At 67.8% G+C, this 13541-nt stretch carries 10 protein-coding genes; 5 read left to right on the top strand and 5 right to left on the bottom strand.

What is annotated here, in order from left to right; translation table 11 throughout:
- Nucleotides 1-59: 59 nt before the first annotated feature.
- Nucleotides 60-2162 carry an NAD(+) synthase gene (locus BMY06_RS19605; protein ID WP_074984724.1) on the bottom strand — a complete coding sequence of 701 codons (2103 nt, stop codon included), beginning with the start codon at nt 2160-2162 and terminating at the stop codon, nt 60-62.
- 290 nt (nt 2163-2452) lie between these two features.
- Between BMY06_RS19605 and BMY06_RS19600 the strand changes: the two genes are divergently transcribed.
- Together BMY06_RS19600 and BMY06_RS19595 are read left to right on the top strand one after the other, a co-directional pair.
- A complete protein-coding gene (locus tag BMY06_RS19600) occupies nt 2453-3625 on the top strand; it encodes a GNAT family N-acetyltransferase (protein WP_074984722.1) in 1173 nt (390 codons plus the stop codon).
- Between the two features lie 65 nt (nt 3626-3690).
- Nucleotides 3691-4014: a GIY-YIG nuclease family protein gene (locus tag BMY06_RS19595; protein ID WP_074984720.1), complete on the top strand. Its 324-nt coding sequence runs from the start codon at nt 3691-3693 to the stop codon at nt 4012-4014.
- A gap of 77 nt (nt 4015-4091) precedes the next feature.
- On the opposite strand, the gene ppa is transcribed toward BMY06_RS19595, so the two are convergent.
- Nucleotides 4092-4619 (bottom strand): inorganic diphosphatase, encoded by a 528-nt coding sequence (gene ppa / locus BMY06_RS19590; protein ID WP_065063761.1) that lies wholly within the window; start codon nt 4617-4619, stop codon nt 4092-4094.
- A gap of 331 nt (nt 4620-4950) precedes the next feature.
- On the opposite strand from ppa, the gene BMY06_RS19580 reads away from it, so the two are divergent.
- The 3 genes from BMY06_RS19580 (at nt 4951) to BMY06_RS19570 (ending at nt 8674) form a co-directional block, all read left to right on the top strand.
- A complete protein-coding gene (locus BMY06_RS19580) occupies nt 4951-6390 on the top strand; it encodes an aldehyde dehydrogenase family protein (RefSeq protein WP_074984716.1) in 1440 nt (479 codons plus the stop codon).
- Between the two features lie 44 nt (nt 6391-6434).
- The gene (locus BMY06_RS19575) at nt 6435-7193 is read left to right on the top strand and encodes an SDR family oxidoreductase (protein WP_074984714.1); all 759 of its coding nucleotides are present in this window, start codon (nt 6435-6437) and stop codon (nt 7191-7193) included.
- Between the two features lie 161 nt (nt 7194-7354).
- A complete protein-coding gene (locus BMY06_RS19570) occupies nt 7355-8674 on the top strand; it encodes an MFS transporter (RefSeq protein WP_065063766.1) in 1320 nt (439 codons plus the stop codon).
- 87 nt (nt 8675-8761) lie between these two features.
- On the opposite strand, the gene BMY06_RS19565 is transcribed toward BMY06_RS19570, so the two are convergent.
- From BMY06_RS19565 to hemC, 3 genes are read right to left on the bottom strand one after another with little or no spacing between them, the layout of a single operon-like run.
- A complete protein-coding gene (locus BMY06_RS19565) occupies nt 8762-9961 on the bottom strand; it encodes a heme biosynthesis protein HemY (protein ID WP_065057356.1) in 1200 nt (399 codons plus the stop codon).
- Between the two features lie 2 nt (nt 9962-9963).
- Nucleotides 9964-12213 carry a fused uroporphyrinogen-III synthase HemD/membrane protein HemX gene (gene hemDX, locus BMY06_RS19560; RefSeq protein WP_080180707.1) on the bottom strand — a complete coding sequence of 750 codons (2250 nt, stop codon included), beginning with the start codon at nt 12211-12213 and terminating at the stop codon, nt 9964-9966.
- Nucleotides 12210-13259: a hydroxymethylbilane synthase gene (gene hemC / locus BMY06_RS19555; RefSeq protein ID WP_080180708.1), complete on the bottom strand. Its 1050-nt coding sequence runs from the start codon at nt 13257-13259 to the stop codon at nt 12210-12212. Before hemC ends, hemDX begins: the two co-directional genes overlap by 4 nt.
- Between the last annotated feature and the right edge of the window lie 282 nt (nt 13260-13541).

Here is a 13541-nt window from a genome sequence, read left to right as displayed (position 1 = left end):
GTTACGTAGGTTTCGTATCCGGTGACTTGCGGTAAATGGGCAATGTGACTGGCGTAATTTTACGCCGCCGGCTCCTGCGCGGGCACGCGCTCCAGATCGGCGAGCCAGACGACCGATTCCGAATCACTCGGCGCGCGCCAGTCGCCGCGCGGCGACAGCGAGCCCCCCGTGCCCACCTTCGGCGCGTTCGGCACGCAACTGCGCTTGAACTGGCTCTGGCGGAAGAAGCGGTCGAGGAAAATCCGCAGATTGCGCTTGATGGCCGCCAGATCGTACTGATTGCGCGCGACCTCGGCGTTCTCCGGCCACGCGCCCGTCTCGCGGTCGCGCCACGCGTGACGCGCGAGGAACGCGACCTTCGCGGGCGTGAAGCCGAAGCGCAGCGTGTAGTAGAGATTGAAGTCCTGCAGCTCGTACGGTCCGATCGTGCTTTCGGTCTTCTGCTCGGGCGCGCCGTCCGACTTGCCGGGAATCAGTTCGGGGCTGATGTCGGTGCCGAGAATCGCTTCGAGCACGTCGCGTCCGCTCTCGCCGTTCTGGCCGATCTGGCCGGTTTCCGCGACCCAGCGCACGAGGTGCGTGATGAGCGTCTTCGGCACGCTGGCGTTCACGTTGTAATGCGACATGTGATCGCCGACGCCGTAGGTGCACCAGCCGAGCGCGAGCTCGGACAGATCGCCCGTGCCGATCACGATCGCATGATTGAAGTTCGCGAGACGGAACAGATGATTCGTGCGCTCGCCCGCCTGCACGTTTTCAAACGTGATGTCGTAGCTTTCCTTGCCTTCCGAATACGGATGGCCGAGGTCTTCGAGCATCTGCATGCAGCTCTTGCGGATGTCGATTTCGCGCGCCGTGCAGCCGACGAGATTCATCAGCTCGCGCGCCTGGCGCAGCGTGCGTTCGCTGGTCGCGAAGCCCGGCATCGTGTACGCGAGGATGTTCGCGCGCGGCAGCTTGAGGCGGTCCATCGCCTTCGCGCAGACGAGCAGCGCGTGCGTGGAATCGAGCCCGCCCGACACGCCGATCACCACCTTCTTGATGTTGGCCTGCGAGAGACGCTGCACGAGCGCCTGCACCTGAATGTTGTAGACCTCGTTGCAGCGTTCATCGCGGCGCTTCGGATCGGCCGGCACATACGGGAAGCGCTCGACGCGGCGCTCCAGCGCGAGCGTTTCCTGCTGCCACGGCGCCGTGCCTTGTGCGTTGTCTTGTGCATTGCCGACGGCGCATTCGATCACGCGGAACTTCGCGATTTCGTCGGCGTGACGGCGGATCGAATCGCCGAATGTGGTCTGGCGAATGCGCTCCTGCTGGAGGCGCTCCAGATCGACATCGGCGTAAATGATCTGCGAATCGTCGAAGAAACGCTCGGACTGCGCGAGCAATTCGCCGTTTTCGCAGACGAGCGCCTGACCGTCCCACGCGAGATCCGTGGTCGATTCGCCCTTGCCCGCCGAGGTGTAGAGATACGCGGCGAGGCAGCGCGCCGACTGCTGCGAAACCAGTTGATGGCGATAGCCCGCCTTGCCCACCACCACGTTCGACGCCGACAGATTCACGAGCACCGACGCGCCCGCAAGCGCCGCGAACGACGACGGCGGAATCGGCACCCAGACGTCCTCGCAGATTTCCACCTGGAAGCGCAGGCCCGCGACCTCCGGCACGTCGAACAGCAGCGCGGCGCCGAACGGCACGTCCGCGCCCGCGATGCGCACGCTGTCGACGCTCGCGCTGTCGGCGGCGCTGAACTGGCGCGGCTCGTAGAACTCGCCGTAGTTCGGCAGATAGCTCTTCGGCACGATGCCCGCGACGCGCCCGCCCGCCACCACGGCGGCGCAGTTGAACAGCGAATGCCCGACGCGCAGCGGCAAACCGACGATCATCGCGAGCGGCAGCGTCTTCGAAGCTTCGGCGATCTGCGCGAGCGCGTGCTCGCAGGCATCGAGCAGCGCCTGTTGATGGAAGAGATCGTCGCAGCTATACGCCGACAAACCGAGTTCCGGAAACGCGACGAGCACCGCGCCCTTCGCCGCCGCCTCGCGGGCGAGCGCGAGCGTCTGTTCGGTGTTGAAGACCGGATCGGCCACGTGGCAGCGCGGCAAGCCCACGGCCACGCGCGCGAAACCATGCGAGTAGAGATTGAAGAAGCGCTCTTTCATGTCGATAACCTTGGGCTCTTGAGGCAGTCGGCGCGCGCGGCGCCTGGCAAGCGAATGGCGAGGTTCTGGTGCGGTTCGTGCCGTCCGCGCGGAACGTACGCATTGCGTGACGACGGCGCAACGACGGCAGCGGCACGATAGCGGCGGCGCGCCAGCGCTCACCCGTTCGGAGGGTTTGCTTTACCATGACCGCTTGCCGCGGCGCGGCGAAACCGGCGCACCCGCGCCGCGACGGGCCGAAACCCTCGCCGCCCGCCTCCCACCTCGCCACGCCAGAACGGGCACGCAAGTTGAAAAAGGAACATTTCGATTATCGCACGGGCATTCTCGGCTCACCGGCCGAGATCGACGCCGCCGAATGGAACGCGCTGCTCGCGCGCCAGGCGCAGCCGACGCCTTTTTTGCGCCACGAATTCCTCACGGCGCTCGACGCCACGCGCTGCGCCGCGCCCGACGCGGGCTGGGCGCCGCAGTTCGTCACGCTCACCGACCCGCAAACGGGCAAGCTTGCCGCCGCCGCGCCGGTCTATCTCAAGGGCCATTCGTACGGGGAATACGTGTTCGACTGGGCCTGGGCCGACGCCTACAAGCGCAACGGCCTGGAGTACTACCCGAAGCTGCTGTGCGCCGTGCCGTTCACGCCGGTGCAAGGCACCCGCCTGCTGGCCGCCGACGAACCCGCGCGCCGCCATCTGGCCGCCACGCTGCTGGCGTTCGCGGAGCAGGCCGAAGTCTCGTCGCTGCACGTGCTGTTTCCGCCCGAAGACGATGCGCGCGCGCTCACCGACCTCGGCATGATGCAGCGTGAAGGCGTGCAGTTTCACTGGCTCAACCAGGGCTATCGCGACTTCGACGACTTCCTCTCGACGCTCGAACAGAAGAAGCGCAAAAACATCCGCGCCGAGCGCCGCAAGGTGCGCGAGGCCGGCGTGACGCTGCGGCGCGTGCGCGGCGAGGACATCCGCGACGAGGACTGGCGCTTTTTCAGCCGCTGCTATCGGCAGACCTACCGCGAGCATTTTTCGTCGCCGTATCTGAACCTCGATTTTTTCCGCATGATCGGCGCGTCGATGCCCGAGAACCTGCTGCTCGTGATCGCCGAATACGAAGGCAAGCCGATCGCCAGCTCGCTCGTGGTGTATCAGCGCGGCGCGGACGGCCGCGGCGGCACGCTCTACGGCCGCTATTGGGGCGCGCTCGAACACGTGCCCTGCCTGCACTTCGAGACCGCGTACTATCAGCCGCTCGAATTCTGCATCGAGGAAAAACTCGACGTGTTCGAAGGCGGCGCGCAAGGCGAGCATAAAATGGCGCGCGGCTTCATGCCGACCGTCACGCGCTCGGCGCACTGGCTCGCGCATCCCGCGTTCGCAGACGCCGTCGCGCGCTTTCTCGACAGCGAGACGAACCAGATTCACGCCTATATGCATGAGTTGAACGAGCACAATCCGTTTCGCGGATAACGCCAGCCCGAACGCAAACGCCGACGCACACTCACCCAAGCCTCACGATCATCGCTTCCAGAAATATGCCGTGGTTTCTCTATCTGCTCGAATGCGCCGACGGCAGCGTCTACACGGGCATCGCCATCGACGTGGCCGCGCGTTTCGCGCAGCACGCCGACGGCACGGGCGCGCGCTACACGCGCTCGCGCAGGCCCGTGCAGGTGCTCGCGCAATTCGAACTCGCCGATCGCGCGAGCGCCTCGCGCGCCGAATACTGGGTCAAGCGGCTCACGCCGCGTGAGAAACGCGCGCTCGCGGCAGGCGCGCGCACGCTCGAATCGGTGCTGCCGCCGGTGCCGGTCGAAGTGCCCGCGAGCGACGAACCGGAAGCCGAAGCGCCCGCTTGAAGCCAAACCCGCACCCATGAAAAAACCGCACGGCCTTTCGGCACGTGCGGTTTTTTTACCGCCAGGAATCGCGACGCTTACTTCTTCGCGTTCGCGAGGCCTTCAGTGATTTCCTTGTGAGCGGCTTCGATGCCGACCCAGCCTTCGACCTTGACCCACTTGCCCTTTTCGAGCGCCTTGTAGTTCTCGAAGAAGTGCTTGATCTGGTCTTTCAGGTACTCGGGCACGTCGTCCAGCGTCTTGATGTTCGCCGTCATCGGGCAAACCTTGTCGTGCGGCACGGCGATCAGCTTCGCGTCGACGCCCGACTCGTCCGTCATCTGCAGCATGCCGAGCGCGCGCGAACGCACGACCGAGCCGGCCAGCAGCGGGAACGGCGTGATCACGAGCACGTCGACGGGGTCGCCGTCGCCCGAGAGCGTCTGCGGAATGAAACCGTAGTTGACCGGATAACGCATGCCGGTGCCGACGAAACGGTCGACGACGAGCACGCCCAGATCCTTGTCGGCTTCGTACTTGACCGGATCGCTCTGCGCCGGAATCTCGATGATCACGTTGAAGTCGTGCGGCAGATCCTTGCCGGCGGGGACATTTGCGAAGCTCATGAGCGCTCTCTGAGAGAAGGGGAAAAAAGCGACGGTTCACGCGAGGCGCGCGGCGAGCACGCGGCTCTCGCGCGAGGCGTGCCGGTGCGAAACCGGACGTCACAGGTTCGCAGCATTATAGCCAATCGGCTGCGGCGTCCGGATGATGCCCGGATGAAGCGTCTCCTGAAAACCCACGCGTGCGCCGCGATTGGCGCGATAATGGCCCGGCAGGCCGGCGCTCGCGCACGCAACGCGCGGCGCCTGCCTGTTGATGGCCTGATACTGGCTGTTCGTGTTTTCGTCTTGCGTTCCCTTCCCTCGTTTCATCCCCTATTTACGAGGCGCATGCATGGAAGAAGCGAAGCATTTCATCGGCGGCGCGTGGCGCGCGCCCGCCAACGGCGAAACCCTCGCCGCCCTCGATCCCTCCACCGGTCAACCCTTCGCGCAACTCGCGCGCGGCAATGCCGCCGACATCGACGCCGCAGTGCAGGCCGCGCGCGCCGCGTATGAAGGCATCTGGGGCGCGCTCAGCGCCGCCGAACGCGGACGCCTGCTGTTCAAGCTCTCGGGTCTCGTCGCGCAGCATCAGGAAACGCTCGCGCAACTCGAAGCGCAGGACACCGGCAAACCGCTCAAGCAGGCCCGCGCCGACGCCGCCGCGCTCGCGCGCTACTTCGAGTTCTACGCGGGCGCCGCCGACAAGCTGCACGGCGAAACGCTGCCCTATCAGCACGGCTACACGGTCCTCACGATCCGCGAGCCGCACGGCGTGACGGGCCACATCGTGCCGTGGAATTATCCGATGCAGATCTTCGGACGCAGCGTGGGCGCCGCGCTCGCGACCGGCAACGCCTGCGTGGTGAAGCCCGCCGAGGACGCCTGCGTGTCGCTGCTGCGCGTGGCGGCGCTCGCGCATGAAGCGGGCTTTCCGCCCGGCGCGCTCAATCTCGTCACCGGGCTCGGCCACGAGGCGGGCGCGGCGCTTTCGGCGCATCCGGGCATCGACCACATCTCGTTCACGGGCTCGCCGCAAACCGGCAAGCTCGTCGCGCAGGCCGCCGCCGAACATCACGTGCCGGTCACGCTCGAACTGGGCGGCAAGTCGCCCCAGATCGTGTTCGCCGACGCCGACTTCGACGCCGCGCTGCCCGTGCTCGTCGCCGCGATCGTGCAGAACGCCGGGCAGACCTGCTCGGCGGGCAGCCGCGTGCTGATCGAGCGCAGCGCCTATGCGCCGCTGCTCGAGCGGCTCGCGGCTGCGTTCGAAACGCTGCGAGTCGGGCCCGCGAGCGCCGATCTCGACTGCGGCCCGCTCATCAACGAGAAACAGCGGCGGCGCGTGCGCGACTTTCTCGACGAAGCGCAGCGCGACGGCATCGCCGTGGCCGCGCGCGGCACGCTCGACGCCGCCGCGCCCTCCGGCGGTTTCTACGAAGCCCCGACGCTGCTGCGCGACGTGCCGCCGCAAAGCCGTCTCGCGCAGGAAGAAGTGTTCGGCCCCGTGCTCGCCGCCATGCCTTTCGACGACGAAGCCCAGGCGCTCGCGCTCGCCAACGGCACGCCCTACGGCCTCGTCGCGGGCGTGTGGACGCGCGACGGCGCGCGCCAGATGCGCATCGCGCGGCGCGTGCGCGCGGGCCAGGTGTTCGTCAACAACTACGGCGCGGGCGGCGGCGTCGAACTGCCGTTCGGCGGCTCGCGCCAGTCGGGCCACGGCCGCGAAAAAGGCTTCGAAGCGCTCTACGGCTTCACCGTGCTGAAAACCATCGCGCTCAAGCACGGCTGACGCCACACCGTTTTTTCATCGCTGATAAAAAATTCGGAGACAGCATGCGACTCACAGGCAAGACGGCCGTCGTGACGGGCGCCGGTTCGGGATTCGGCGAAGGCATCGCCAAAACCTATGCGCGCGAAGGCGCGAATGTCGTCGTCAACGATCTGAACGCCGAGGCCGCACAGCGCGTCGCGAGCGAGATCGCGCACGCGGGCGGCCAGGCGATCGCCGTGCAAGGCGACATCACGCGCGAAGCCGACTGGCACGCGCTGCGCGACGCCGCCATCGGCCGCTTCGGCAGCGTGGAGATCGTCGTCAATAACGCGGGCACCACGCATCGCAACAAGCCCGTGATGGAAGTCAGCGAAGCGGAATTCGACCGCGTTTTCGCCGTCAACGTGAAAGGACTCTACTGGAGCGTGCGCGCGTTCGTGCCGCATTTTCGCGAGCGCGGCGGCGGCGCGTTCGTCAACATCGCCTCGACGGCGGGCATCCGGCCGCGCCCCGGGCTCGTCTGGTACAACGGCAGCAAGGGCGCGATGATCGTCGCGAGCAAGGCGCTCGCCGCCGAACTCGGCCCCGACCGCATCCGCGTGAACTGTGTGAATCCCGTGATCGGCGACACGGGCCTCACCGCCGAATTCATGGGCGTGCCCGACACGCCCGAGAACCGCGCGCGCTTCGTCGCGACGATCCCGCTCGGGCGCTTCTCCACGCCGCAGGACGTGGCCAACGCCTGCCTCTATCTGGCCTCCGACGAAGCCGCGTTCATCACCGGCGCGTGTCTCGAAGTGGACGGCGGGCGCTGCGTCTGAGCCACGCCGCGCCGCTTTCGCCTCGCTCGTAAGTGCTTGACGCATGAGTGTTTTCCCGCGCCGCCACGCTCCGGCGGCGCGGCTAGAATGGTCGTGCTTTAATCCGGCGTACTCGACGCAAACAACACGAATAACAGCCGACACACGACATTGGAGACACCATGGCCAGTCCAGCGAATCCCCTGCCGCATGCGAGCGCGGGCGCGCCGCCTTCGGCGTTCGAAGAAGCCACTTACCGCAAGGTCGCCTGGCGGCTCACGCCGCTCCTGATGCTCTGCTACGTGGTCGCGTATCTCGACCGCGTGAACGTCGGCTTCGCCAAGTTGCAGATGAGCGCGGCGCTCAATCTCTCCGACGCGGTCTACGGCTTCGGCGCGGGCATTTTCTTCATCGGCTACTTCCTGTTCGAAGTGCCAAGCAATGTGATCCTGCATCGCGTGGGCGCGCGCATCTGGATCGCGCGCATCATGGTCACGTGGGGGCTCGTGTCCATTCTCACGATGTTCGTCACCACGCCGACGATGTTCTACGTGATGCGCTTCCTGCTCGGCCTGTGCGAAGCGGGCTTCTTCCCCGGCATCATCCTCTATCTGACCTACTGGTATCCGGCGCACCGGCGCGGCCGCATGACGACGTGGTTCATGACGGCCATCGCGCTCTCGGGCGTGATCGGCGGTCCGGTGTCGGGCTGGATCCTCAAGGCCTTCGACGGCGCGAACGGCTGGCAAGGCTGGCAGTGGCTGTTTCTGCTCGAAGGGCTGCCGTCGGTGATCGTCGGCGTGCTGGTGTTTTTTGTGCTCGACGACCGCATCGGCAACGCGAAGTGGCTCACGCCCGACGAACGCGCGCTGCTCGAACGCAACATCGCCGCCGAAGACGCGACCAAGGAAGATCCGCCGCTCGTCACCGTGCTCACGAGTCCGCGCGTGCTGCTCATGAGCCTCACCTACTTCTCGTTCGTGATGGGTCTGTACGGCGTGAGTTTCTGGCTGCCGACCATCATCAAGGCGACGGGCGTGAAGGACGCGCTGGCGATCGGCCTGCTCTCGGCGATTCCGTTCGCGGCGGCGGTGGTCGGCATGGTGCTGGTGGCGAAGAGCGCCGACCGTCGCCGCGAACGTCGCTGGCACATCGCGATTCCGGCGGCCGTGGGCGCGCTCGGCCTCGTGCTCTCGGTGACATGGGCGCACGACACCGCGCTCGCGATGGCCGCGCTCACGCTCGCGACCTTCGGCATCCTCACCACGCTGCCGCTGTTCTGGAGCCTGCCCACAGCGTGGCTCGCGGGCACGGGCGCCGCGGCGGGCATCGCGCTCATCAACTCGATCGGCAATCTCGCGGGCTTCCTGAGCCCGTACGCCGTGGGCTGGCTCAAGCAGGCGACCGCCGCCAACGACTCCGGCATGTACATGCTCGCGGCGTTCATGATCCTCGGCGGGCTGCTCGCGCTGTCGGCGCCGAAGACGCTGGTCGATCGATAAACATGCTTCGACAAAAGAAAACGGCCGCTAGCAGCGGCCGTTTTTCGTTGCAGCATGCGCAGCGAAAGCGCACGATCCGACGGACGATCACACCACGTTCATCGACATCGCGCTTTCGCGATAGTGCGTGGCGGCCTTGCCGGCGTCGCCCAGTTCCTCGTGCAGACGCGCGAGCGCGCGGTGCGAGCGGATCTTGAGCGGCTCGTTGTTGCTCGCGTTGGCCGACTTCAGCGCCGCCTCGAGGAACGACTGCGCCTTGCCCCACAACTGCTGCTTCAGGCACAGGCGACCCAGCGCGAACAGCAGATCGCCGTCTTCGGGACGCTCCTTGCGCCACGCCTCGGCCTTCTGGATCAGCGGCAGCGCGTCATCGCCGGCCGTGTCCGGATAGCGGCGCAGCAGGCGCGCGTCCCAGTTCTGCGCGAGCGCTTCCTCGACGATCTTGCGCGCGTCCGCCTGCCGCTCCAGCGCGATCAGCAGTTCGGCCGCGCAATCGGCCAGACGCGGCGAATGACGCTCGATCGGCGACAGCGCGTGCCAGAGTTCGAGCAGCGCGTCGGCGTTATGGCGACGGTCGCGCAGCAGGTTCTCGGCCGCCAGCTGGCGCAGACGCACCGCCACGGCCGGATGCAGCGCCTCGCGCTTTTCCAGCGTCTTCACGAGCTTGAGCACTTCGCTCCAGTTCTTGAGCTGCTGCTGCGCGCGCAGCGCGATCTGCTGCGCGTGAATGCGGCGGCCGCCCTGCGAGCGCATTTCGGTGAGCGCGGCCAGCGCGCCGTCCGCGTCGCGGCCGTCGGCGCGCATGTCGGCGGTCGCCATCAGACGCGCTTCCTGCAACTCGGGGTCGTCGACCTGCGTGAGCCAGTCGTCGCGACGCGCGTACTCGTGCAGACGATGCGCGGCGTTCGCGGCGATCAGGCCCGCGGCGCCCTTGTTGTTGTCGTCGGCGAGCGAGTCGCGCGCGGCCTTCTCGGCGCGCGAGAAACGGCCCGCATAGAGATTGCCGATCGCGTCGCGCAGCGCCGAATGCGCCTTTTCCTTGCGCGCGCGTGCGCGGTACGCGGCCACGCGGCGCGGCATCGTCACGACGTTGCGCACGAAACGCAGGATCGCGTAGAGCAGCAGAAACGCCACCACGACGCCGACCACGAACAGATTGAGCGAGACATCCACGCGATACGGCGGATAGACGAGCAGCACCTGCCCCGCGTCGAAACGGCCGACGGTCGCGAGCGCGACCGCCACGACGAACAGGAGCGCGAGCCAGAGAAGTCCACGGATCGCCATGCTTACCCCCGGCTCTGGTATTGCTGCAGCGCCTTCAGGCTCGTGTCGAGCGTGGGCAGCGCGACAGCGGCCGAGCCCGCGTCCACCTGCTTGAGCAGGTCGCGCACGTTCTGCGTTTCTTTCGACGCGCCGTCGAAGTAGCGCGCGAGCGTTGCGTCGGCGGCGGCGAGGTCGGACTTGAGCGTGGCCGGATTGCGCGAGAGCAGCGACAGACGCGCCGACAGCAGGCGCAGCTTCAGGTTCTCGCGCATGAAGTAGCCCTGATCGGGCGAGACGAGCATGGCGTCGGCGTTGTCGATGCGGCGCACCTGCACGAGGCTCGCGATCTGCTGGCCGACGCCGTGCACGAAGGTGTCGAGCCACGCCTTCCAGCGCGGCTCGCCCGTGGCGGCGGCCGTCACGGCGACGTCGGCAGGCGCGGCGGCTTCGGGCTTCGTGTGCGCGACGAGCGCTTCACCCGCGAGCGGCAGCGCGTCGATTTCGGCGAGCGCGGTGTCGAGCTTGATGGCGAGACCGGCGAGGTCGGTGGACGGCGCGGCCTTGAGCTTGTCGATGTCCTCGGCGATGGCCTTGCGCACGGCGAGCGCCTGCGGGCTGGCCGACGCGGCGAGGCGCGTGTCGGCGCTTTGCAGCGCGAACAGCGCGAGCTGCGTGTTGCCGGTGAGCTGGAGCTGCTCGCTCGCACTCGACAGCATCTGGCCGACTTCGGCGAGCGTCCAGTCGTCGCGGTTCTTCGCGAGGTCGGCATATTGCTGCGAGAGCGCCTGCTGCGAGTTCTGCGCGTCGGCGATCTTGCCTTCGAGCTGCGCCATCTGCTTGTCGATCTGCTGCGCGCTCGACGCGGCTTCGTCGGCGCGCGCGCGCAAGGCGGCGGTCTGCTGGTCGGCGCTCTGCTGGCGCTGCGCAAGCGAGGCGTCGACGCGGTCGAGCTTGCGATTGAGCGCATAGCCGCCGCCCGCCGCACCTGCCGCGAGCAGCACGACCACGAGCCAGAGGATCGCGGTGCCGCCGCCGCGGCGCGCGCCGCCGTTGCCGGCCGGCGTCAGCGGCGCGGACGAATAGGACGTCGATGCGGATGACGACGCAGCGGACGACGCAGGTCGCGCGCTCGCGGCCTGGGCGGCCGGTTTCGATGCCGTCGGGGAAGCGGTTTGCGAAGCGCCTGCCGAAGCGGCGCCTTGATTGGGAACGTGGCTGGAATCGTTCGAATCAGTCATGCGGGGTTGTGCCGGCGGCGAGGCCGGGGTGTTCTGAACCGGTTGAGCCGCCGAAAGCGCGGCTGAAGAGAGATCGGAAGAAACCGTGCTGGCTGGCGCGGATGCGGCAAGCCCCAGCAGCGTCTCGACGATGCGCTCGTCGCCCGCGCCGGACACCGTCATCCTATCAAAACCCAATCCGCGCGCCGTCTCGGCAATACGCGGATGCGGCGCGACCAGTTGCGCATGGCGCAGCTCGACGATCTCGCCTGCCGTGAGGTGCTCGCGCGCGAGTTCGTCGAGATTGCGCACGCCTTCCGAGCTGGTCACGAGCCACGCGTGCGGCGCGCCTTCGAGCAGCGTGTGAACCGCCGCCCACGCGCCCATCGGCGGCTCGGGCACGATGCGGCGGTAGGCCGCGACGGCCTCCACTTCCGCGCCCGCTTCGCGCAGGCGGTCGGCGAGCCATTCGCGCCCGCCGTCGCCGCGCACGATCAGCACGCGCTTGCCCGCGAAGGCGTTCTCGCCGAGCTCTTTTTCGAGTGCGGCGTACAGCGATTCCGAGTCGAAGCGCGCCGGTTCCTCGTCGGCGGAACCGGCCGGGCTGATCACGCGATGCGCGGGGGCGGCAACGCCGTGGCGCGCGAGCGCGGCGACGCTCGCCGGACCGACCACGCCGACGGGCAGCGCGTGCGGCCAGATCGACGAAATCGACCGGTAGCACTCGAACGCGCGGTCGACCGCATTCGGCGAAACGAACACGACGAGCGCATAGCGGTCGAGCGCGCCGAGCGCTTCGCGCAACGGCGCGTCGTCGCGCACGGGCGCGATGGCGATCAGCGGAAATTCGAGCGTGCGCAGGCCGCTCGCGGCCAGTTGCGCGGACAGCGCGTCCGACTGACCGGCCGGACGGGTGATGACAACGGTGAAATCCGTGCCCGCTGCCGTGCCGCGCGCGTCATGATGCGGCGCGGACGAATCGGCCGGCCCGCGCCATTCGTCGGGCTGGGCCGAACCCGGGCCGCCCTGGCGCGGCTGCCACGGGCCGCCGGTCATCGCGGCTCGGCGGGATCGTCGCCCGCGCGGTTGGCGTTGCCGGAAGTTGCCGGGGGCGCGTTCGGCACGCGTTGTTCTTCAGGCCCCGCTTCGGACAGCGCGCGCACGATCTCGAGCGCGCCCTGGGCGATCAGTTCGTCGGCGACCTTGCGGCCGAGCGCGACGGCGTCCGCGACCGTGGCGGGCGTGGCCGCATCTTCGGCGGCCAGCACGCGGCTCGCGTCCGGCGTGGCGATGGTGCCGCGCAGCGCGAGCTTGCCGTCCTGCCACTGCGCGTAGGCCGCGAGCGGCACCGAGCAACTGCCGCCGAGCGCGCGCGACACCATGCGTTCGGCCTCGACGGCCTTCGCGGTGGCGTCGTCGTGCAGCGGCGCGAGCCAGGCGGCGATGTCGGCGCGGTCGGCGCGGATCTCGATGCCGAGCGCGCCCTGTCCCGCCGCCGGCAGGCTGTCCGCCGGTTCGAGCAGCGCGCGGATGCGTGCGCCGAGACCCAGACGCTTGAGCCCCGCCGCCGCGAGAATGATGGCCGCGTAGTCGCCGCGGTCGAGTTTGCCGAGACGCGTGTCGAGATTGCCGCGCAGCGGCTTCACGTCGAGATGCGGATAACGCGCGCGAATCATCGACTCGCGGCGCAGGCTGGAGGTGCCGACCACGGCGCCCGGCGGCAGCGCCGCGAGCGAGTCGTATTCGTTAGACACAAAGGCGTCGCGCGGATCTTCGCGCTCCATGATGCACGCGAGCGCGAAGCCCTCGGGCAGCTCCATCGGCACGTCCTTGAGCGAATGCACGGCCAGATCGGCGCGCCCTTCGGCCAGCGCCTGCTCCAGCTCCTTCACGAACAAACCCTTGCCGCCGACCTTCGACAGCGTGCGGTCGAGAATTTGATCGCCGCGGGTCGTCATTCCGACGATGCTCACGTCGCAGGATGGATATAATTTGTGCAGCGCAGCTTGCACATGCTCGGCCTGCCACATCGCGAGGCGGCTCTCCCGCGAAGCGATGACAAGCGTGCGGGGCATGGGCGCGGATAACGTCTCGGAATTCATGGCTAGCACATCGAATGACGGGTTCGAAAAACAGAATCGGATAACAGGCAATGTTAGCACGCGCCCCTTTTTAGGCCCGCGCGTGCGGCGGCAAGGAAGAGACACGGTCCGTCGCTGACGTACACGCTATCTGCGCGTCGGCGGCGCTGATCCCGCACGCCCTCCCCGGCACCCGGCGCGAACCTGCGTCCGCTCCATGGTGCCGCGCTTTCGCAAAGCCTGCTCCCGGCGCGCCGGTATCCGCAGTTTTTCGCCGTCTTCGTATCGTCTTCGCCGTCGCTT

The sequence above is a fragment of the Paraburkholderia tropica genome (assembly GCF_900109265.1).
GTDB classification, from domain to species: domain Bacteria; phylum Pseudomonadota; class Gammaproteobacteria; order Burkholderiales; family Burkholderiaceae; genus Paraburkholderia; species Paraburkholderia tropica.
This window is presented reverse-complemented; position numbering and strand designations above follow the sequence as displayed.

What these genes read in the sequence shown, in the direction of transcription:
- ppa (WP_065063761.1), bottom strand. Translation starts at nt 4,619, where the DNA reads ATGAGCTTCGCAAATGTCCCCGCCGGCAAGGATCTGCCGCACGACTTC.
- hemC (WP_080180708.1), bottom strand. Translation starts at nt 13,259, where the DNA reads ATGAATTCCGAGACGTTATCCGCGCCCATGCCCCGCACGCTTGTCATC.
- BMY06_RS19570 (WP_065063766.1), top strand. Translation starts at nt 7,355, where the DNA reads ATGGCCAGTCCAGCGAATCCCCTGCCGCATGCGAGCGCGGGCGCGCCG.
- BMY06_RS19595 (WP_074984720.1), top strand. Translation starts at nt 3,691, where the DNA reads ATGCCGTGGTTTCTCTATCTGCTCGAATGCGCCGACGGCAGCGTCTAC.
- hemDX (WP_080180707.1), bottom strand. Translation starts at nt 12,213, where the DNA reads ATGACCGGCGGCCCGTGGCAGCCGCGCCAGGGCGGCCCGGGTTCGGCC.
- BMY06_RS19605 (WP_074984724.1), bottom strand. Translation starts at nt 2,162, where the DNA reads ATGAAAGAGCGCTTCTTCAATCTCTACTCGCATGGTTTCGCGCGCGTG.
- BMY06_RS19580 (WP_074984716.1), top strand. Translation starts at nt 4,951, where the DNA reads ATGGAAGAAGCGAAGCATTTCATCGGCGGCGCGTGGCGCGCGCCCGCC.
- BMY06_RS19575 (WP_074984714.1), top strand. Translation starts at nt 6,435, where the DNA reads ATGCGACTCACAGGCAAGACGGCCGTCGTGACGGGCGCCGGTTCGGGA.
- BMY06_RS19565 (WP_065057356.1), bottom strand. Translation starts at nt 9,961, where the DNA reads ATGGCGATCCGTGGACTTCTCTGGCTCGCGCTCCTGTTCGTCGTGGCG.